Source organism: Streptacidiphilus sp. EB129 (assembly GCF_041262645.1).
Classification (GTDB): domain Bacteria; phylum Actinomycetota; class Actinomycetes; order Streptomycetales; family Streptomycetaceae; genus Streptacidiphilus.
Genome location: NZ_JBGCCS010000007.1, coordinates 24,203 through 45,133 on the forward strand (window position 1 = coordinate 24,203; position 20,931 = coordinate 45,133).

The following is a 20,931-nucleotide window of genomic DNA, read 5'->3' on the forward strand; positions in this document are numbered from 1 at the left end:
ACCGGGGGGCGCGCATCCGACCCGTTCACCACCTACCAGCGGGCCGCCTCGGGCAGCGGTCCGCCGTACCAGAGCTCCACCAGCCGCCGGGCGATGGAGATCCCGGAGGGCGGCAGCACCGCGCCACTGGCCATCCCTGCCGCCAGTTCCTCACGGGTGAACCAGGCGGCCTCGGAGAGCTCCTCGCCGTCGACGGTGATCTCGGTACCGCCGTCGCGCTCGTCCGCGCTGCCGAGGAAGCCCAGCATCAGGCTGGACGGGAACGGCCAGGGCTGGCTGGCCACGTAGCGGACCGTCGGCAGGTCGACGACCACGCCGGCCTCCTCGGCGACCTCACGGGCCACCGCCTGCTCCAGCGACTCACCGGGCTCCACGAATCCGGCCAGGGTGGAGTAGCGCCCCTCCGGCCAGAGCGAGTGGCGCCCCAGCAGCGCCCGGTCCTGCCCGTCGGTGATCAGCATGATCACCGCGGGGTCGGTCCGCGGGTAGTGCTCGTGCGCGCAGGAGGTGCAGCGCCGGACGTGGCCCGCGGCGGCGGGTCCGGTGGCATGCCCGCAGCGCGAGCAGAACCGGTGCGAGCTGTGCCAGTTCTCCAGCGCCACGGCATGCACCAGCAGCCCCGCCTGGCGGTCGTCCAGCAGCGCGCCGACCTCGCGCAGCCCGGCCGGCCTGGCGTCGCCGTCCAGCCGGCCGGGCAGCGTGCCGCCCGCCAGTGCCACCGCGAAGTAGGAGACGCCGTCCTGGTCCGTGCCCAGGAAGTAGCGCTCGCCGCCCTCGGGCGCCTCGAAGCTGGGCAGCAGGACCAGCTCGCTGCCCCGCTCCGTGTCCACCACGAAGGCCTTGCCCTCGGAGATCACCAGGACCCGGGTGGCCGGGTGGCTCCACGCGGCGGCGAGCCACGGCTCGTCCAGCCGGTGCTCGGCGGCGCGGTCCACGCCCGCCCTGGACAGGGCGAGCGGAGGCAGCTCCGAACCCGCCCCGACGTTCCCCGGCTGCGACTGCACCGTCACCTGGTCCCCATTCCCCGACGTGCTTCCACTCGACACCGCCTCGACACCGTCTCGGAACTCAGGACCGGTCGCCGGTGTTCCAGTGCTCGGCGAGGTCGCTCCAGAGGTAGGCCGACGCCTCCACACCCTTCGCCAGCAGGTCCAGCTCGACCTTCTCGTTGACCGAGTGCCAGCCGTCGGAGGGCACCGAGATGCCGAGGAAGAGCACCGGCGCGTCCAGTACCTCCTGCAGATCGGCCGCGGGCCCGGAGCCGCCCTCGCGGGTGAACCTGACCTCCTGCTCGAAGGCACGGCCCATGGCACGGGCCACCGACTGCAGCGCCGGGTGGTCCAGCGGCGTCAGGCAGGGGCGGGTGGCACCGGTGAAGGTCAGCTCGTGCCGGATGCCGGCCGGGAGCTGCGCGGCGACCCAGGCGGCGACGGCCTGCCGGGTCTTCTCCACGTCCTGTCCGGCGACCAGCCGGAACGACAGCTTGAGGTGCGCGGCGGACGGCACGATGGTCTTGCCGCCGGGGCCGGTGTAGCCGCCGTAGATGCCGTTGACCTCGGCGGTGGGCCGGGCCCAGACCCGCTCCAGCGTGGTGAAGCCGCGCTCGCCCAGAGTGGCCCGGGACTTGGCCACGGACAGCCACGCGGACTCGTCGAACGGCAACTCGGCGAAGAGTTCACGCTCGCGCGCGGTGAGCTCGACGACCCCGTCGTAGAAACCGGGGATCGCCACCCTCCGGTCGGCGTCGTGCAGCGCGGCGACCAACCGGGCCGCCTCGGTGGCCGGGTTGGGGACGGCACCGCCGAAGGAGCCGGAGTGGATGTCCTGGCCGGGGCCGGCCAGGTCGATCTGGCACTCCACCATGCCGCGCATCCCGGTGCAGACGGTCGGGGTGTCCTCGGCCCACATACCGGTATCGGAGATGATCACCACGTCCGCGGCCAGCCGCTCGGCGTGGGCCCGGATCAGCGCGCCGAAGTGCGGCGAACCGGACTCCTCCTCGCCCTCCACCAGCAGCTTGAGGTTGACCGCCGGAGCGCTGCGGCCGGTGACGGCCAGGTGCGCGCGGACGCCCAGGGTGTGGAAGAACACCTGGCCCTTGTCGTCGGCCGCACCGCGGGCGAACATCCGGCCGTCCTTGACCACGGGCTCGAACGGCTCGGTGGCCCAGCCGTCCGCGAGCGCCGCGGGCTGCACGTCGTGGTGCCCGTAGACCAGCACGGTCGGCGCGGCCGGGTCGCCGGAAGGCCACTCGGCGAAGACGGCCGGCAGGCCGCCGTCCTCGGTCTCCCACACCTCGGCCACCGGGAAGCCGGTGGCGCGGAGCTTGCCGGCGAGCCACTCGGCGGAGCGGCGCACCTCCCCGGCACGGCCCGGGTCGGCGGAGACAGAGGGAATGCGCAGCCAGTCGGCCAGATCGTCGAGGAAGGCGGGGCGGTGCTCGGCAATGAAGTCGCGGACCGCGCTGTCCGGGGAAGTCGTCATGGGACGACTCTAGTTCGAACCCGCCCCGCCTCCCGCACCAGTCCAGTCGATCAACGATCACGGCCGGACGCCGGGCTCTGCTGCCGGGCTCTGAGGCCGGGCTCTGAGGCCGGCCGCTCGTCCACCGGGCGGTGGAGGCTCTAAGTTCGGGGGGTGAGCCATCTCCGTGTCGCCACCTTCAACCTGTTGCACGGTCAGCCGCTGGACCCGGGCGGCCGCCCCCTCCCCCTCCCGCGCGACCCGGCCGCACCGCTGGCCGAGGCCATCGCCGCGCTCGACGCCGACGTCCTCGCCCTGCAGGAGGTCGACCGGTACCAGGAGCGTTCCGGCCTGGTGGACCAGGCCGCCGTCGCGGCCAAGGCGATCGGTGCGGCGGACTGGCGCTTCGCCGCCGCGCTGCACGGCAGGCCGGCCCCGGTGGCCGGCTGGATCCACGATCCCGAGGTGCCGGAGCTGCGGCTCTACGGGCCGGACGAGGTCGACAGCGGCAGCGGCACCCCCTCCTACGGGACCGCGCTGATCACCCGGCTGCCGGTGCACCAGTGGCGGGCCCGCCGGTTCCGCCCGGCCCCGTTCGGCCTGCCGCTGCGGGTCGCCGGCCGGCGCGGGCTCACCCCCGTCCCGGACGAGCCCAGGGCGGCCGTGGCCGCCGTGCTGGAGGCGGACAGCGGTCCCTTCACCGTGGTCGCGGCGCATCTCTCGTTCGTCCCCGGCTGGAACATGGGGCAGCTGGCCGGCATCCGCCGCTGGATCGCCGACCTGCCGGCGCCCTATCTGCTGCTCGGCGACTTCAACCTGGTCGGCGCGGTGCCCAGGACGGTACTCGGCGGCGCGGCGCTGGTGGACGCGGGCCTGCCCGGACGCGCCCGGCGTGCGGGGTATCCACGCCGGAGCGTGCGGATCCGGGCACGCGGGGCGGCCCCGCTGCCGCGCCGCCCCTCGCTGCACGGCTGGCGGGACCTGGCCAGGACCCCCACCTATCCCGCGCACCGGCCCTCGGTGCAGTTCGACCACGTGCTGGCGGTGGGGGTGCCGCGCAGCGCGGTGAGCGGGATCAGCACCCCGGTGCTCGGGGTGTCCGACCATCGCCCGCTGCTGCTGGAGGTCGAGCTCTGACGGGCGGTGGAGCCCCGGCGGACGTGGAGCCCCGACGGGCGGTGGAGCCCTGAGCCGGCCCGCCCGGGGCGGTCAGCGGACCCCGTCGGCGGCGCTGCCGCGCGGCGGGCCGATGGTGCGGGAGAGGTCCGACACGACAGCCGGGACCACTGGGGCGTACTGCAGCAGCAGCATCGCCGCGTCGTCGCCGAGCTGACGGCCGACATGGCGGCGGACGTCCTCGTGCAGCCGCTGCAGAACGTCGCCCGGGTCAGGGCCGACCGCGCAGTCCGGCAGCCGCTCGGCCAGCGGGTAGAAGGTGCCCCAGCGGTCGCGGGCCTCGATCACCCCGTCGGTGAAGAGCAGCAGCCGGTCGCCGTCCTGGAGCGGCAGCCGCAGCACCGGCGGGTGTACCTCCTCCGGCTCCAGCACCCCCAGCGGCGGGACCGGGTACTCCGGGTCGAGCGGCCTCACCGGAGTGCCGCCGCGCAGCAGGATCGGCGCGGGGTGGCCGCAGTTGACGATCTCGGCGACCTGGTCGGCGGCGATGCCGACCAGCACCAGGGTGACGAACTCCTCCTCGGTGCCCTCGTGGTCGTTGTCGTGCAGCGCCCGGTGCAGGCTGTCGGCCAGCCAGCCGGCCACCCGGTCCAGGGCGGGCTCCTGGTGCGCGGCCTCGCGGAAGGCGCCGAGCACGGCTGCGGCCGTCTCCACCGCGCCCAGGCCCTTGCCGCGCACGTCGCCGATCACGGCCCGGACCCCGTAGCGGGTCTGCACGACCTCGTAGAGGTCCCCGCCGATCCGGGCGTGCGCGGCGGCGGCCGCGTAGTGCACCGCGGGCCGCACCGGCCCGATCCGGTCCGGGATGGGACGCAGCAGCACCCGCTGGGCGACCTCCGACACCAGCCGCGCGTCGGCGAGCGCCTTCTCCTGCCGGTTGCGCAGCAGCACGCTGGTCGCGCCGATCACCGCGATCAGCACGATGGCGAAGACGCTGGCCGTGTGCACCGACTCGTGCATGGTGCCGTCATAGGCGGCGAGGACGAAGGCGGCCCCGATGGTCACCCCGCCGATCGCCAGCGGGAACCAGGTGCGGCCGCTGACCACCGCGGCCAGCGCGGGGCCCGCGGTGAGGGCCGGCTCGAAGGTGACGGCGGGATTGCCGCTGGTGCGGTCGAGCACGATTACCAGGACGATGCCTACCAAGGGCAGCACCAATATGGCGCGACTCCAACGGGTCAGCTGGCGGAACCTTCCTGCGAGTCTCAACGTCGTTTCTCCTGCGGGCGCTGTACAGACGGGTGCAGAACTGGCAGAGGCAGAACTGGCGGAGGACGGACCGGCGAAGAACTGACTGGCGGCAGCGGGTGACCCGCTTACTCTTTCAGGCGCTTTCAGTGGACCGAAGTTGACAGGTTATTGGGTCCACATTAGGCACGAAATGGACAGGCTGCACAGCCTTTTCACGCATCTCTCATCGCTCCTCCGCCTATGGTCAGCCCGTTCGGAGTAGTGCCTCTCATGAGATGTTCAAGTTCCGTGCGGCCGGGCAGCAGTTCGGGCCGCACCACATTGCCGCTGCGGACATAGAGAAAGGCCGCGGAGACCCGCTCCACCGGCACTCCGCACAACTCGGCCCAGGCCAGCCGGTAGACGGCGAGTTGCAGCGGGTCGGCGGTCTCCCGCTGGTTGGTCTTCCAGTCGACCACCTCGTACCGGGGCCCGCACGCGGACCCCTCGCCGTCCCCGTCGGTGCGGTCCCCATCGGTGCGGTCCCCATCGGTGCGGTAGACGGCGTCGATCCGCCCGCGCACCACCCGGCCGGCCAGCAGCAGCTGGAACGGGGCCTCGACCCGGTACGGAGTGCGGGCCGCGTAGGGGCTGCGCAGGAACGCCTCCTTGAGCCTGGTCAGGTCGCGCTCGTCCTCGATGCCCTCGTCCTCGGCGCCCGGCAGGGCGTCCTCGCCGAGCAGCAGCAGCGGCTCGAACCGGGCCTCCACCCAGGCGTGGAACCGCGTGCCGCGCCGCGCGGCAGGCTGCGGCGGCCTCGGCATCGGCCGGGCCAGCTCGCGGGCGAAGCCCTCCGGGTCCTCGGCCATCCGCATCAGCTGGGTGGCCGTGAGTGCGGCCGGCAGCGGGACGTCCCTGACGGTACGGCGGGCACGCAGCAGTTCGCCTGTCAGGGCCTCCAGATCCCGGTCCCAGGAGGCCGCCAGCCGCTGGTCCTCCAACGTCGGCAACAGCTCCGGCTCCGGCAACAGCTCCGGCTCGGACCCGGCACCGGTCTGCGGCTCGTGGCCGCGCCCGGACCCGGGCCCGTCGGAGCCGGTGCCGGCCGGACCGGCCGGGCTGCGCAGCCCGGCGAGAATGCGCAGCCCGGCCGCGCGTCGGGCCCGCTGCGCCTCCCGGTCCAGCGGCAGCGGCCAGGCGTGGTCGGCGGTCCGGGCCAGTGACGGGTTCTCCGCGTCCGGGGCGGGCGGCTCCGCCCAGGCCTCGATCTCGGCCCCGGGGCGGCTCTCGCAGTACTCGCGCAGTTCGTCCAGGAACGACGACGGCCCGCGCGGCTTCTTCTGGGCCGGTCCCCACCAGTGGCCCGAGGCCAGCAGCAGGTTCCGGGGCCGGGTGAAGGCCACATAGCCGAGCCGCAGTTCCTCGGTCGCGGCATGCGCCTTCATCTCGGCGGCGAAGGCCTTCATCCCGGGACCGGTCCAGGGCGGGGTGCCGGGCAGCGTCGCGCCGTCACCGCGCAGCGCGTGCGGCAGCGCCTCGGCCCTGCTGGTCCAGCGCTCCCGCCCGCGCTCCCCCGGGAACACCCCCTTGACCAGCCCGGGGACGGCCACGACGTCCCACTCCAGGCCCTTGGCCTTGTGCGCGGTCAGCACCTTCACGGTGTCGTCGCCGCCGGGCAGGCTGGTGTCCAGGCCCCGGTCGTACTCCTCGGCGGCGCGCAGGAAGCCCAGGAAGGCCGCCAGCGAGGGGTCCCCGTCCAGGTCGGCGAAGCCGGCCGCGACGTCCAGGAAGGAGTGCAGCGTCTCCCTGCGGCGCGACGCCAGCGCGTGCGGGGAGGCGGAGAGCTCCACCTCAAGACCGGTGACCGCGAGGATCCGGTGCAGCACGTCCATCAGCGGCTCGGCCAGCGCCCGCCGCAGCTCGCGGATCTCGGCGGCGAGGGCGGCGAAGCGGGCCCGGGCCTCCTCGGAGAACGGCAGCTCGCCCGCCCCGCCGCGGCGGCCGTCCGAGGGCAGCAGGAAGGTCTCCAGCGCGTCCGCGAGCGAGACCACCTCGGTGGGGTCGGTACCCGCGACCGCGCCGGCCAGCCGGTCCTGGTCGGCGTCGTCGCCGTGCACGCGGACCAGCTCGGCGGCCCGGCGGCCCAGCAGCGCCAGGTCGCGCGGGCCGATCCGCCAGCGCGGGCCGACCAGCAGCCGGACCAGCGCGGCATTGGCCGTCGGGTCCTGCAGCACCTCGCAGGTGGCGACCAGGTCGGCCACCTCGGGCAGGTGCAGCAGTCCGGACAGTCCGACCACCTCCACCGGGACGTCCCTGGCCACCAGCGCCGCGTGCACATCGGGGAACAGCTCCCGCCCGGCCCGGCAGAGCACCGCGATCCGGCCCGGCGGGGTACCGGTGTGCACCAGGTGCGCGATGGAGTCGGCCAGCCAGCGGACCTCCTCGTCGTGGGTGTCCAGCAGCGCGCAGCGCAGCACCCCCGCGTGCTCGGCGCCCGGCCCCGGGCGCAGCGCTTCGACGCCCTCGTGCATCTCCCGCAGCGGCGCAGCCAGCCCGTTGGCGAACTCCAGCAGCCGGCCGCCGCTGCGGCGGTTCTCGCTGAGCGCGTAGCGGGCGGCGGGGCTGCCGTCCGGGTTGGGGAAGTGCCGGGGGAAGTCGTCCAGGTTGGCGACCGAGGCCCCGCGCCAGCCGTAGATGGCCTGGCAGGGGTCGCCGACGGCGGTGACCGGATGCCCGCCGCCGTGCAGCCCGCTCTGCCCGAACAGGCCGGCGAGCAGCAGCCGCTGGGCGACCGAGGTGTCCTGGTACTCGTCCAGCAGCACCACCTGGAACTGCTCGCGGAGCTGGCGGCCCACCTCGGCGCTGCCCTGCGCGAGCCGCGCGCAGGCGGCGATCTGGTCGCCGAAGTCCATCAGCCCGGACTCCTGCTTGCGGCGCCGGTAGCGGGCGACCAGCTCGGCGAGCTCCAGCCGGGCGGCCGCGGCCCGCGGCACCTTGCGCAACTCCTCGTTGCCGAGCTTCGCCCCGGCCAGCTCGGTGAGCAGCGCGGTGTCGTAGGCCTGCAGGTCCGCCGGGTCGACCAGGTGCTCGGACAGCTCGCCGTCCAGCGTCAGCAGCTCGGCGATCAGGGTGGAGAAGCTGTTGGTCAGCGCCGGGTAGGGACCAGGGGCCTGGCGCAGCACCCGGGCCGCGAGCTGGTAGCGGGTGGCGTCGGCCAGCAGCCGGACGTCGGGCTCCAGCCCGATCCGCAGGCCGTGGTCCTTGAGCAGCCGCCCGGCGAAGGCGTGGTAGGTGGAGATCTCCGGCTCGCCGAGGACGTCGTCGGCCGCGGCCGGGTCGAGGTCCACCACGCCGGCCTGCGTCAGCGAGCGGCGGACCCGCTCGGCGAGTTCCCCGGCGGCCTTGTTGGTGAAGGTCAGCCCCAGCACCTGCTCGGGCCGGACCTGTCCGGTGCCGACCAGCCAGACCACCCGGGCGGCCATCACCGTGGTCTTGCCCGAGCCCGCGCCCGCGACGATCACCGCGGGGGCGAGCGGCGCGGTGATCGCGCGCGTCTGCTCCGCGGTGAAGGGGATGCCGAGGAGCTCGTTGAGCTGCTCGGGGCTGTTGAGGGCTGGACTCACCCGAGGAACGCTAGCGGTCGGCACTGACACCGACGCACCCGAAACCGTCCGCCGACCTCGCCCCCGCCCGTGACCCTGCTCACGCGGCCACCGCTCACTCCACCACCTGCCGCCCCTCCGGGCGGCCGCTGCAGCTGCGCCGGAACGAGCAGGTCTCGCAGGCCGGGCCGACGGTCGGGGTGAAGCGCTCGTTGACCACGCGGTCGGCGGCCTCGGCCAGCAGACCCTCGATCCAGGCGGCGTCCGGCCCGATCGAGGGCTGCGCCTGGACCTTGGGCCGGTCCTCGTCGGCCCGCCCGGCCGGCTGCCGGAGCTGGACCAGCTCCGCGCCACCGGGCTCCGCGGGCTGCCCGGCGAAGGCGTCCAGCTGGTCCAGCGCGCCCTCGCGCACCGCCAGCTGGTACACCCCCAGCTGCGGATCGGTGAGCAGGTCGGAGCTGGACACGACCCGTTTGCCGGTCTTGAAGTCGACCACGAAGGCGGCGCCGGTGGCCCCGTCCTGTTCGACCCGGTCCATGCTGCCCCGGATCCGGATCAGCTGCTCGCCGACCTTCAGATCCACCTCGAACGGGTGCTCGGTGGCCACCGGCACCCGGCCGCGCTCGCCCGCGTGCCAGTTCAGGAAGCGTTCCAGCGCGGCCCGCGCCTCGCCCTTCTGCTGCTCGGACTTCCACGGCGCGTCGAAGGCCAGAGCGTCCCAAACCGTGTCCAGCCGCTCCATCAGCACGCCCAGGTCGGGCGGGGTGTGCCCGGCGCCGACCTGCTCGGCCAGCACGTGCACCACGTTGCCGAAGCCCTGCGCTCCGCTGGACGCCTGCTCGGCGTGCACCTCGCGGCCCAGGAACCACTGCAGCCCGCAGCTGTTCACCTGCGCCAGCGCGCTGCCGGAGAGCCGCAGCGGTTCGTCCGGATCGCGGACCGGCACGGCGTTCTCGGTCGGTTCCGCCATCCCCCACCAGCGCCGGGGATGCGCCGAGGGCACCAGCGGCAGGCCGTCCTCGTCGGCCAGCGCGGCCAGCCGGGTCAGCCGCTCCGCCGCCGCCTCCCGCAGCTCCGGACTGCGCGCCGGGTCCACGACGGTCGCGCGCAGCTCGGCGACCAGCGCGGCGACCGCGAGCGGGCGGCGCGGCCGATGCGTGACGTCCTCCACCCGCACGTCCGGGACCCGGCTGCCGTCCGGCCGCTCGCGGTAGAGCTCGCGCAGGAACCGGGACGGCTCGTCGCCGTCCTCGGCCGGGGCCTTCACCGCGGTGACGATCAGCCGCTCCTTCGCCCGGGTGACCGCGACGTAGAAGAGCCGGCGCTCCTCGGACAGCAGCGCCCCCGGGGTCAGCGGGTCGGCCAGCCCGGAGCGGCCGATCCGGTCCGCCTCCAGCAGCGAGCCCCGGCGGCGCAGGTCCGGCCACAGGCCCTCCTGGACCCCGGCGACGACCACCACCCGCCACTCAAGACCCTTGGACCGGTGCGCGGTGAGCAGCCGGACCGCGTCCGGACGGACGGTCCGGCCGGACAGGGTGTCCGCCGCGATGTCCTGCTGTTCCAGCTCGGCCAGCAGGTTGAGCGCGCCGCGCGGGCCCCGGACCCGTTCCTCGGCGCGGGCCGCGATCTCGAACAGGGCGCAGACGGCGTCCAGGTCGCGGTCGGCGTTGCGGCCCGCGGCACCGGGGCGCAGTGCCGCCGTCTCCAGTCGGCGGCGCCAGCGCTCCGACCCCTCCCACAGCGCCCACAGCGCCTCCTCGGCGGAGGCGCCGCCGGCGAGCATCTCGCGGACCTTGCGCAGCAGCAGGCCCAGGTGCAGGGCGCGCCCGGCGAACGAGCGGTCCAGGGTGACCAGCCGCTCGGGCTCCGCGAGCGCCGCCCGGATCAGCACGTCGGCCGCGGGGACGGGCCGCGGCCGCTCGCCCGGCGCCGACTGCCGACCGGACCGGACCGCCGCCCGCTCCTCCTCGCGCAGGGCCCGGCCCAGGCGGCGCAGGTCGGCGCCGTCCAGGCCGCCGAGCGGGCCGGTGAGCAGCGTCTGCGCGAGCTCGGTGGTCAGCGGGTCGTCCGCCCGCGGGCCCGGCTGGGACTCCCACGCGGGCTCCCGCCCGGACGCCGGCTCGGACTCCGGCTCCGAAGCAGGCTCGGCGCCCGGCCAGGCGCCCGGCGCCGCGCCGGCGCGCTCGCGTACCGCGCCCACCGCGCAGACCCGCAGCGCGGTCAGGATCGGCGCCACCGCGGGTTCCAGGTGCAGTGGCAGGTCGTCGCCGTCGACCTCCAGCGGGACCCCGGCCGCGGTCAGGGCCCGGCGCATACCGGGGATGGAGCGGCCGCCGGCCCGGACCAGCACCGCCATCTCGCCCCAGGGGACGCCGTCCTCCAGGTGCGCCCGGCGCAGCAGGTCCGCGATGTTGTCCAGCTCCGAGCCGGGCGTGGGGTAGGTGTAGACCTCGACCGAGCCGCCGTCCCGGGCCGGGATCAGCTGCCGGTGCTGCCGCAGCGCGGCGAGCGGCAGCCGCCCGGTCGGCATCCGCTCGGTGACCGCGCGGGTCGACGCCAGCAGGGTCGCGCCGGAGCGGCGCGACACCCGCAGCACCCTGACCGGCGCCGGACTGCCGTCCGCCTGCGGAAAGTCCTGCGGGAAGTCGAGGATCCCGTTGACGTCCGCGCCGCGGAACGCGTAGATCGACTGGTCCGGGTCGCCGAACGCGACCAGCTCGGCGCCGTCGTCGGCGAGCGCGTGCAGCAGCCGTACCTGGGCCGGGTCGGTGTCCTGGTACTCGTCCACGAACACCACCCGGTACCGGCCCCGCAGCTGGGCGCGGACCTCCGGGCGCTCGGCGAGCAGCACCGCGCGGTGCACCAGCTCCGAGTAGTCCAGCGCCCCGTACAGGTCGAGCACGTCGAGGTACTGGGCCAGGAAGTCGGCGGCGGCCAGCCAGTCCGGGCGGCCGACACCGGCCGCGAAGCGCCGCAGCTCGTCCTCGCCGAGGCCCAGCTCGCGGGCGCGGGCCAGCACCGCCCGGACCTCGTCGGCGAAGCCCCTGGTGGTCAGGCAGGCCCGCAGCTCGTCCGGCCAGTGAATGCCCAGACCGGCCCTGGCGTCCTCGGCCCCGCCCGCCAGCAGGTCGCGGACCATCACGTCCTGCTCGGGGCCGGAGAGCAGCCGGACCGGCTCGGCGAACAGCTCGGCGTCCTGGTGCGCCCGGAGCAGGGCGTAACAGAACGAGTGGAAGGTGGTGGCCTGCGGCGTCCCGCCGTCGGCCGCCCCGGCGCGGGCGGCCATCCGGTCCCGCAGCTCCACCGCCGCCTTCCGGCCGAAGGTCAGCACCAGGATCTCCTCGGGCGCGACGCCCTCGGCCAGCCGCCGGCCGACCGCCTCCACCAGCGTGGTGGTCTTGCCGGTACCGGGCCCCGCGAGCACCAGCAGCGGCCCGCCCCGGTGGTCGACGACGGCCTGCTGGTAGGCGTCGAGCACCGGCGGTACGGGCGGTCGGAGCGGGTCGCGCACCAGGCGGTACGCACCCCCGCGCACGGTGGTGACAGGCTGGGAGGTCATCGGCAGGATCCAGGGGAAGTGCGGTCGCGGCAGGGCCGGGGAGGCCGCCTCAGGCGTCTCCCGCTACCGCGAGCCTACGATCCTCCCCCGTCGGTCCCCCTGTTGTCCCCGTTTCCGGGCAGATTCCCCCCGGCACACCTGACCCGCGCGCCGGTCCCGCGAGGCGGACCCGCACCGCCCGCCTCCGTGCCGGACGCGTCGGCGTGCCGAACGCCTCAGCCGCCGTCCCACCGGGCCCGGGCCAGGTCGACCCGGGGCAGGTCCTCGGCCGCGCCGGAGCCACGGGCCGGGCCGCGACCGCGCACACTGCGCAGCGGCGTCCCCTCGACCCGGTACTGCTCCAGCGCCCGCAGCTCGTGCCCCGGCAGCAGCGCGCCGTCCGCGCGCACCACCCGCCACCACGGCACGGCCCCGCCGTACAGCGCCATCACCCGCCCGACCTGGCGCGGCCCGCCCTGCTCCAGGTACTCGGCGACGTCGCCGTAGGTCATCACCCGCCCGGCGGGGATCTGTTCCGTCAGCTCAAGCACCCGCTCCGCGAACGGCGGCAGCGGCTGGGACTCCTCGTCATCGGTCACCCGCGCATTGTTCCGCACACCCCCGACACCGCTCCCGGCCCCGGGGCGCCGGACCCGTACGGCCAGACACGTACGAGTGGTACCGGCCCGGTACGTCCTCGCTCACCCGGGCGGAGGAATGTAGCATCCGCCGAGGGTTCACTGCCCAGGACCTGGCGGCAACGCGCACCTCCCACCCATGCCACCCTTAGAAGGGTCGGTGACAGGCGACCAGAAGGCATACGTCAGATGACCGGATCGAGCGCGAGCGCCGACCAGGCGGCGAACGCTTCCGGAGTGATGCCCCAGGACAGCGCCATGGACAACGGTACGGACGACGAGCCGGTCCGACCAGCCGACCCGCCCCCGCCGACGCCGCCGGTCGACCTGGTCAAGCATCCGCGGTCGCCGACCGCGGTGCCCCGCCCGGCCACCCACGTGTCCGTGGACGAGCCGCTGCTCACCGCCAGGGTGCACCGTCCCGCCGACCTGATCCGCTTCCTGCTCGGGGTCCTCGGAGTGGCGGCGGTCCTGGTCATCGCGGGCATCGCCCAGTCCACCACCAACGGACTGCAGCTCGACATCGCGGCCGGGACCAAGAAGGTCCCCAGCGCACTGACCACCATCACCAGCTTCCTCTCCACCGCCGCAGTGCTGATCGTGCCGCTCGCCTTCGCGGTGGAGCGGCTGATCAAACGCGACGGACTGCGGGTCGCCGACGGGGTGCTCGCCGCCGTGCTCGCGCACGGCATCTCGCTGGCCGTGGACCTGTGGGTGGTCAAGTCCGCCCCCTCCTCGGTCTCGGCCGCGCTGACCCAGAACCTCCCCAACGGCGCGGTCACCGACCCGGTGCACGGCTATCTCACCCCGGTCATCGCCTACATGACGGCGGTCGGCATGGCCAGCCGCCCGCGCTGGCGGGTCGCCCTGTGGGCGGTGGTGCTGCTCGACGCGCTGTCCGAACTGATCAACCTCAACACCACACCGCTGTCCATTGCAGTAACCATCCTGCTCGGCCTGACCGTCGCCTACGGCACCCTCTACGCCGTCGGCACCCCGAACGTCCGGCCCACCGGCGAGACCCTGCTGGCGGGCCTGCGCAAGGTCGGCTTCGCCCCGGTCAGCGCGCACCGCTCGCCCGACGGCCCCGAGGGCACCCGCCGCTACCTGGTCGTCCAGGAGTCGGCCTCCCCGCTGGACGTCCACGTCATCGACCGGGAACAGCAGGCCTCCGGCTTCTTCTACCGGCTCTGGCGGCGGCTGCAGCTGCGCACCGTCGCGGTCCGCTCCAGCCCGCAGTCACTGCGGCAGGCCCTGGAGCAGGAAGCCCTGATCGCCTACGCCGCCAACGCCGCCGGGGCGCACTCACCCCGGCTGATCGCCACCTCGGAACTGGGCCCGGACGCGGTGATCCTGGTCTACGAGCGGGTCGAGGGCCGCTCCCTGGACGGCTGCGCCGAGGAGGAGCTGACCGACCAGGTCCTGGCCGACGCCTGGACCTCGGTGAAGGCGCTGCACGACCGCCGGATCGCGCACCGCCGGCTCACCGGCGAGTCCCTGCTGGTCACCGAGCAGGGCGGGATCTGCCTGATCAACCTGGCCGGCGGCGACATCGCGGCCGGCGACCTGACCCTGCGGATGGACCTGGCCCAGCTGCTCACCACGCTGGCGCTGCGGGTCGGACCGGAACGCGCGGTCGCCTCCGCCAACGCCGTGCTCGGCTCCGAACGCACCGCCGGAGCGCTGCCGCTGCTGCAGCCGGTCGGCCTCAGCCGCTCCACCCGGCTCGCGCTGCGGCAGCACAACCGGACCCGCAAGGCGGCCGTGGACGCCGTGCACGCGGAGCAGATCAAGGCCGGGGTCAAGGTCGAGGACGCGCTCGCGGAGAACCCGGTGCCGCAGGACTTCCTGTCCGAGATCCGCGAGCAGATCCTGGAGGTCGTCCCGCAGGCACCGGTGGAACCCGCGCGGCTGCAGCGGCTCAAGCCGAAGACCCTGATCAGCATCGTCGCCGGGGCCTTCGCCGCCTATCTGCTGCTCGGCCAGCTGGCCAAGAGCAACCCGGTCACCGCCTTCAGCCACGCCAACTGGATGTGGATGCTGGTGGCCCTGGCCGCCTCGGCCCTCAGCTACGTCGGCGCGGCGATGAGCCTGGCCGGCTTCGTCCCGGAGCAACTGCCGTTCTGGCGGACCCTGTTCGCCCAGATCGCCGGATCCTTCGTGAAGCTGGTGGCTCCGGCCGCGGTCGGCGGAGTCGCCCTGAACGCGCGCTTCCTGCAGCGGGCCGGGGTCCGTCCGGGCCAGGCGGTGGCCAGCGTCGGCGCCTCCCAGCTGGTCGGCCTGGGGATGCACATCCTGCTCCTGCTCGGCTTCGGCTTCGTCGCCGGCACCGGCAGCAGCTCGGACATCCCGTCCTCGCGGACCGTGATCGCCGGGCTGCTGGTGGCGGCGGTACTGGTGCTGGTCGGAGCAGCCATCCCGCCGCTGCGGCGCTGGCTGCTGACCCGGGTGAAGACCCTGTTCGTCGGGGTGGTGCCGCGGATGCTCGACCTGCTGCGCTCGCCCAGCAAGCTGGCCACCGGCTTCGGCGGCATCATCCTGGTGTCGCTGGCCTTCGTCGCCTGCCTGGACACCAGCCTGCACGCGTTCGGCGGCGAGCTCCCCTTCGCCACCATCGCGGTGATCTACCTGGCGGGCAACGCCGCCGGCTCCGCCGTACCGACCCCGGGCGGTATCGGGGCCATCGAGACCCTGCTGATCGCCGGCCTCACCGGCGCGGGGCTGCCGTGGGCGGTCGCGGCCCCGGCCGTGCTGCTGTTCCGGCTGCTGACCTTCTGGCTGCCGGTCCTGCCCGGCTGGATCGCCTTCGCCTACCTCCAGCGCAAAGAAGCCCTCTAAGCCTCAGCCAGGCACACAAAGGGGCGCGGGGAACTGCGCTGCCAACCATGCACTACGCACAGGTCCAGCAGAACAGTTCCCCGCGCCCACAAAAGGGCCTTAGTACACCGGCTTCTCTGGCTCAACCGTGTTGACCCACCCGATCACGCCGCCACCCACGTGCACCGCGTCAGCGAACCCCGCCGAGTGCAGCACCGCCAGCACCTCCGCGGAGCGCACCCCGGTCTTGCAGTGCAGCACGATCTTCTTGTCCTGCGGCATCCGCCCCAGCGCGTCGCCCATCAGGAACTCGCCCTTGGGGATCAGCACGGCACCCGGGATGCTGACGATCTCGAACTCGCCGGGCTCGCGGACGTCGACGAGGAAGATGTCCTCCTTGTCGTCCTGCCACTGCTTCAGCTGCTTGGGCGTGATGGTCGAGCCCAGCGCCGCCGCCTGCGCCTCCTCGCTGACGACGCCGCAGAAGGCCTCGTAGTCGATCAGGTCGGTGACGGTCGGGTTCTCGCCGCAGAGCGCGCAGTTCGGGTCCTTGCGGACCTTGACCTGGCGGTACTGCATCTCCAGGGCGTCGTAGATCATCAGACGGCCGACCAGCGGCTCGCCGACGCCGGCCAGCAGCTTGATGGCCTCGGTGACCTGGATCGAGCCGATGGACGCGCACAGCACGCCGAGCACGCCGCCCTCGGCGCAGGAGGGCACCATGCCGGGCGGCGGGGCCTCCGGGTAGAGGCATCGGTAGCAGGGGCCGTGCTCGGCCCAGAACACGCTGGCCTGGCCGTCGAAACGGTAGATCGAACCCCAGACGTAGGGCTTGCCCAGCAGCACCGCCGCGTCGTTCACCAGGTAGCGGGTGGCGAAGTTGTCGGTGCCGTCGACGATCAGGTCGTACTGCGCGAAGATCTCCTTGACGTTGTCCACGTCCAGGCGGGTCTCGTGCAGGATGACGTTGACGTAGGGGTTGATCTCCTTGACCGAGTCGCGCGCGGACTCGCCCTTGGAGCGGCCGATGTCGGACTGGCCGTGGATGATCTGGCGCTGGAGGTTGGACTCGTCGACGGTGTCGAACTCGACGATGCCGAGCGTGCCGACGCCCGCCGCGGCGAGGTACATCAGCGCGGGCGAGCCCAGGCCGCCCGCGCCCACGCAGAGCACCTTGGCGTTCTTCAACCGCTTCTGCCCGGCCATCCCGACATCCGGGATGATCAGGTGGCGGGAGTACCTGCGGACCTCGTCCACGCTGAGCTCGGCGGCCGGCTCGACCAGGGGTGGCAGCGACACGGGTGACTCCGTTAGTCGTCAGTACGGGTTTTCTCCGCCAACAGTGCCACGCCGTGCGCTATTCCAGACCCCCGAGTCCGAGGTGCGAGACACCCGGTGAGACGTCGGCCCGGACGGTAAAGCTCAGACCCGACAGGCGGTCTCCATCCAGATGTCCGCCAGCGACTCCTCCAGCGGGACCCTGGGCCGCCAGCCCAGACGCTCGCGCGCGGTGCGGATGTCGGCCTGCCGCCACAGCACCTCGGCCGGGCGGTCCGCGCCGTCGGCGCCGGGGATCGGGCTGCGGGCCTCCTCCATCAGCCGGCCCTCGAAGCCCGAGGCCCGCACCAGCAGGTGAGCAGCGTCACGCATCCGCACCCCGCTGCCGCCGCCGATGTTGATCACCCCGGTCGCGGCCGAGACCGCGGCGGCCTGCACCGCGCGGGCGACGTCCCTGACGTCCACGAAATCTCGGAATGCGGACAGGTCGGCCGCCCTGACCTGTGGCTCGCCGCGCTCCAGGGCCCGGCGCAGCCCCTCCGACAGGCGGCCGAACATCGACCCGGCCGGGACACCGGGGCCCACCACGTCGAAGATCCGCAGCACCACCGCGTCCAGTCCCGAGGACAGCGCCAGTTCGGTCCCGGCCAGCTTGGTCACCCCGTACGGGCCGACCGGACGCGGCTCGGCGGTCTCGGCGGTGGCGGTACCGATGGGCACCGGGCCGTACTCGGCCGCGGAACCGATCTGGACCAGCCGGGCCGGGTCGTGGCTGCGCCGGATCGCCTCGCAGACGGTGGCCACCGCCTGGGTGTTGGCCCGCACCAGCTCGCGCGGGGTGCCGTAGGTCGCGCCGGAGCAGTTCACCACCACCCGGGGCAGCACCGCGTCCAGGAAACGGGCGAGCGCACCGGGGCTGCCGGCGGCGAGATCGAACCGGATGTCCGCGGTGTCCCGCCGGCCCAGCACGGTCACCTGCAGCTCCGGGTCGGCGAAGAGGCGGTCGGCGACGCGACGGCCGATGAATCCATCGGCGCCCAGCAGCAGCACTCTCATGACGTGTCCTTCCTTGAGCGGGGCCGGTCGGGCCCCGCGATGTGCGTGTGATGAGCGGACTGACGGGTGGCGGCCGGGTCCCGGTGCGACTGCGGGCGCAGCAGCACCACCCAGGCGTACGGCAGCAGCAGGGCCGCGGCCGTGCCGCAGCCCCACAGCAGTGCCGGAGTCGGCGCCGGTATGGACCAGGACAGCGGGGTGCGCAGCACCGCCGCGGCCACCCCGACCGAGGCCAGCGTGCCGAGCAGCGCCGCCAGCGCCTCCGCCCTCCGGTCGCAGCGCCAGAGCAGCAGCACCAGCAGCAGCACCGTGCCGGTGCACTCCTGCACCGACCAGGCCGTCCCGTCGGCGCCGACCACCGCGGCGGCGATGCCGGCACCGGCAACGCGGCGGTGCTCCACCGCGAGCGCGGCGAAGGTCAGCGCCGAGAGCGCCGCCAGGTACAGCGCCACCGCAACCGGGAGCACCGGGCGCATCCGCATCCGGAACTGCACCTGGGACCGCGCCGCGCCGAGATGGCCCCAGCCGATGTGCCGGAACCAGCGCGCGCACCACTCGGCCGCGCCGAGACCGCAGGCCAGCGCGGCGGAAAGGGCCGGGCTCGCGCCGCCGAGGGTGCTGAGCGCGAGCAGCGCGGCCATGCCGACGGCGAATCCGAAGCGGGCCGCGAAGGTCTGTCCCCGGCCCGCGCCCGCGGCCGCGGCCAGCGCGAAGAGCACGGCGACGGTGAGGCCGACCCCGAGCCCCCGGTCGCCGCCCCCGGTGTACCGGGCCAGCCGCAGCGCGGCGCAGGGGAGCAGGTAGAGCAGGGCGGCGAGCAGCGCCGGTCGGGCCCGGCGACGCCACGGGCTCTGCGGCGGCGGCACCCGGAGCGCACCCGGACGGCGTGGCACCCGGGCGAACAGTTCCTCGGCGAGCGAGAAGACGTCCGCATGGCGGTAGCGCGCGGCCGTGCTCGGCCCTATCCCGACGGCCTCCAGCTCTGCCGCGATCTCCAGCGGGTGGACGGCGGACTCACAGAGCGTCAGATGTCGTTCCAGCAGATCGTGGACCGGGTCGGCGGTGGCCGTCGGGCCACCGGACCGCGCGGGCAGGTCGGGGCGCGGCTGGGCGGCCGACCAGGCCGGAGCCGGTTGCGCGGTCACCGGTCGGTCCCGGCCCCGCGAGGAGCGATCCCGGCGGCGGGGTCCGTTCATCCGGCACCGGCCCAGAGCTCCGCCGGACGGCTGAACGGCTGCCGGGTGGCACCGGACGCCACCGGGCGCGAGGCCGGGCCCGGGCAGTGCGACACCAGCTCCAGATACAGCTCGCGGAAGGCGGTCGCCGCAGGCTCCACCGCGTAGAGCTCCTGGGCCCGCAGCCGTCCCGCGCTGCCGAGCCGGACCCGGCGCTCCTGGTCACGGAGCAGCGCGGCGCAGGCCGCGGCCAGGGCGCGCGGGTCGCCGGCCGGCACCAGCAGGCCGGTCGGGCCGACGACTTCTCTGGCCGCGCCGACATCGGTCGCCACCAGCGGGCGTCCGCTGAGCATGGCCTCGGCCAGCAGCCGGGGCGCGGGGCCGTCGACGCCGGAGAACACCAGCACCGTGCCGCCTTCGTGCACCGTCCGCTGGCCCTCCGGCCGGCCCTCGAACAGCACCGCGTCCTCGTCCGCCGGGAACAGCGTCCCGGCCAGCGCACGGCAGTGCTCCGCGTACGGTTCGGCACCGGAGCGGGCCTCCCCGTGGACGCGCAGCAGCGCCTCCGGGACCTCGGCGCGCAGCAGTGCGAACGCCTGGAGCATGTCCTCCAGCCCGGCGCGCGGCTCCAGCGGCCCGGACCAGGCCAGCGTCGGGGCCTCCGGCTCGGCACCGGCGGCCGGGCGGTCCGCCTGCTCGGTGCCCTCGTAGACGACCCGGATGGTGTCCGGGTCGGCGCCGCAGTGGAGCTGCCAGCGGCGGTCGTAGCCGCTGCCGGGAGTGATCAGCCCGGCCTGCTGGTAGCCCTCCCGGGCCAGCAGGCGGAAGAAGGCGAGCAGCAGCGCCCGCACCGGCCAGCGATACGGCGCGTCGCGGTAGCCGCGGGCCCGTTCGCGAAGGTGCAGGCTGTGCTCGGTGATGATCAGGGGTATGCCGTAGAAGTGCTTGGCCAGCAGCCCGGGCAGGACGGCCGGCCCGCCGCCCACCGCATGGCACAGGTCCACCTCGGCGAGCCCGGGCCCGGTCCCACCGTGGAGGCCGGCTCCGCCACGCGGGACGGCGGTGCCGGGGACGCCGGTATCGGCACGGCGTCCGGGGGCCCGCCCGGGGGCCGGATACCAGGGCGCGGACAGCGGCCGCAGGCACCGTTCCAGCAGGTCGGTGGCGACCAGCGCGTCCCGGACCAGCGGTTCGCCGGCCGCCCCGGTCCCTGCCGCGCCGAACGCGCCGGGAGCCTGCCAGGCCTCCTCGACCGCGCGCAGCGCGGCTCCCGAGCGCAGCACTGCCGGCAGCCCGCCGCCGCGCCCGGCCGCCGCCAGCGCGTACAGCGCGGGGCCGAAGCCGCTCTCCTCGCCGGGCTCGACCAGCGAGCGCAGCAGCGCCCGGTAGGCGGCCAGGGCCCGGCGCCGTCCGAGCCCGCGCAGCACCGCCGGGGCCGGAGCGCTGTGCCATAACGCCGACAGCCGGGCCGGCGGCAGTTCGGCCGGCAACGGGACATCCCCCACGGCACGGCGGCCCGTGCCCAGGGCGAACAGCTCGAACTCGTGCTCAGGGAGCCCCTGGGTGAGCCGGTCGCACCAGCCACCCTCGGCACTCCTCGCACTGGGAAAGGCACTCTCGGTGAGCAGGGCGATGCGCATGGAACCTCCCAGGAGACGTCGTGGCCCTCATGGGCCCGATGGATGGCCGTGATGGATGTGATGGATGTGATGGATGCGATCCAGCAGAGCTGGATGCGTGCGGCCCCTGGCTGCGCCCCCGAGACCGCTCCGACGCCTGTTCGGCCCGGCGGGACGAAACTACGTCCGGCCGCTGACCACCAGTCGGCCAATCCGACTCGCACCACCCGAAGGAGTGAACCCCCGAAACCCCCGGCATCCTGCGGCGTTGCGCTCACCTATCGCGTCCGGCGCACCCGTCGCGGCTGGCGCACCCCTCGCACCCGCCACTGCCGCAACCCGCGCCACCACGCGCGGGGTAACCCGACCCCGGCTGAGTCGTTGCCCCCGAAGGGCGAG

General features: G+C 74.5%; 12 protein-coding genes. 2 read left to right on the forward strand and 10 right to left on the reverse strand.

Annotated features, from left to right (window positions below; genetic code table 11):
• Positions 1-32: 32 nt before the first annotated feature.
• Entirely contained in the window at positions 33-965 is a 933-nt protein-coding gene (gene nudC, locus ABH925_RS10880) for an NAD(+) diphosphatase (RefSeq protein WP_370147438.1), read from the reverse strand.
• 103 nt (positions 966-1,068) lie between these two features.
• Positions 1,069-2,484 carry a dipeptidase gene (locus ABH925_RS10885; RefSeq protein WP_370147165.1) on the reverse strand — a complete coding sequence of 472 codons (1,416 nt, stop codon included), beginning with the start codon at positions 2,482-2,484 and terminating at the stop codon, positions 1,069-1,071.
• Positions 2,485-2,637: 153 nt separating this feature from the next.
• Between ABH925_RS10885 and ABH925_RS10890 the strand changes: the two genes are divergently transcribed.
• Positions 2,638-3,600 carry an endonuclease/exonuclease/phosphatase family protein gene (locus ABH925_RS10890; protein ID WP_370147166.1) on the forward strand — a complete coding sequence of 321 codons (963 nt, stop codon included), beginning with the start codon at positions 2,638-2,640 and terminating at the stop codon, positions 3,598-3,600.
• Positions 3,601-3,672: 72 nt separating this feature from the next.
• Here ABH925_RS10890 and ABH925_RS10895 read toward each other — a convergent pair whose 3' ends face one another.
• The 4 genes from ABH925_RS10895 to ABH925_RS10910 all read right to left on the reverse strand — a co-directional run bounded on the left by ABH925_RS10895 (position 3,673) and on the right by ABH925_RS10910 (position 12,548).
• Positions 3,673-4,761: a PP2C family protein-serine/threonine phosphatase gene (locus ABH925_RS10895; RefSeq protein ID WP_370147167.1), complete on the reverse strand. Its 1,089-nt coding sequence runs from the start codon at positions 4,759-4,761 to the stop codon at positions 3,673-3,675.
• Positions 4,762-5,042: 281 nt separating this feature from the next.
• A complete protein-coding gene (locus tag ABH925_RS10900; RefSeq protein ID WP_370147168.1) occupies positions 5,043-8,432 on the reverse strand; it encodes an ATP-dependent DNA helicase in 3,390 nt (1,129 codons plus the stop codon).
• Between the two features lie 94 nt (positions 8,433-8,526).
• A complete protein-coding gene (locus ABH925_RS10905; RefSeq protein WP_370147169.1) occupies positions 8,527-11,970 on the reverse strand; it encodes an ATP-dependent helicase in 3,444 nt (1,147 codons plus the stop codon).
• A gap of 215 nt (positions 11,971-12,185) precedes the next feature.
• A complete protein-coding gene (locus tag ABH925_RS10910; protein ID WP_370147170.1) occupies positions 12,186-12,548 on the reverse strand; it encodes an MGMT family protein in 363 nt (120 codons plus the stop codon).
• A 228-nt stretch (positions 12,549-12,776) separates the two neighbouring features.
• Between ABH925_RS10910 and ABH925_RS10915 the strand changes: the two genes are divergently transcribed.
• Positions 12,777-15,425, forward strand: coding sequence for a flippase-like domain-containing protein (locus ABH925_RS10915; RefSeq protein WP_370147171.1), 2,649 nt, complete (start codon positions 12,777-12,779; stop codon positions 15,423-15,425).
• A gap of 99 nt (positions 15,426-15,524) precedes the next feature.
• Here ABH925_RS10915 and moeZ read toward each other — a convergent pair whose 3' ends face one another.
• The 4 genes from moeZ to ABH925_RS10935 all read right to left on the reverse strand — a co-directional run bounded on the left by moeZ (position 15,525) and on the right by ABH925_RS10935 (position 20,553).
• Positions 15,525-16,703: an adenylyltransferase/sulfurtransferase MoeZ gene (moeZ, locus tag ABH925_RS10920; protein WP_370147172.1), complete on the reverse strand. Its 1,179-nt coding sequence runs from the start codon at positions 16,701-16,703 to the stop codon at positions 15,525-15,527.
• A 123-nt stretch (positions 16,704-16,826) separates the two neighbouring features.
• A complete protein-coding gene (locus ABH925_RS10925) occupies positions 16,827-17,738 on the reverse strand; it encodes an NAD-dependent epimerase/dehydratase family protein (protein ID WP_370147173.1) in 912 nt (303 codons plus the stop codon).
• Complete coding sequence (locus tag ABH925_RS10930; RefSeq protein WP_370147174.1) at positions 17,735-18,883, reverse strand: hypothetical protein; 1,149 nt, start codon at positions 18,881-18,883, stop codon at positions 17,735-17,737. Before ABH925_RS10930 ends, ABH925_RS10925 begins: the two co-directional genes overlap by 4 nt.
• A gap of 47 nt (positions 18,884-18,930) precedes the next feature.
• Entirely contained in the window at positions 18,931-20,553 is a 1,623-nt protein-coding gene (locus ABH925_RS10935; RefSeq protein WP_370147175.1) for a DUF3492 domain-containing protein, read from the reverse strand.
• Positions 20,554-20,931: the final 378 nt, after the last annotated feature.

Coding starts and splice junctions, on each gene's coding strand:
- ABH925_RS10885 (WP_370147165.1), bottom strand. CDS start 2,484: ATGACGACTTCCCCGGACAGCGCGGTCCGCGACTTCATTGCCGAGCAC.
- ABH925_RS10905 (WP_370147169.1), bottom strand. CDS start 11,970: ATGACCTCCCAGCCTGTCACCACCGTGCGCGGGGGTGCGTACCGCCTG.
- ABH925_RS10915 (WP_370147171.1), top strand. CDS start 12,777: ATGACCGGATCGAGCGCGAGCGCCGACCAGGCGGCGAACGCTTCCGGA.
- ABH925_RS10925 (WP_370147173.1), bottom strand. CDS start 17,738: ATGAGAGTGCTGCTGCTGGGCGCCGATGGATTCATCGGCCGTCGCGTC.
- ABH925_RS10935 (WP_370147175.1), bottom strand. CDS start 20,553: ATGCGCATCGCCCTGCTCACCGAGAGTGCCTTTCCCAGTGCGAGGAGT.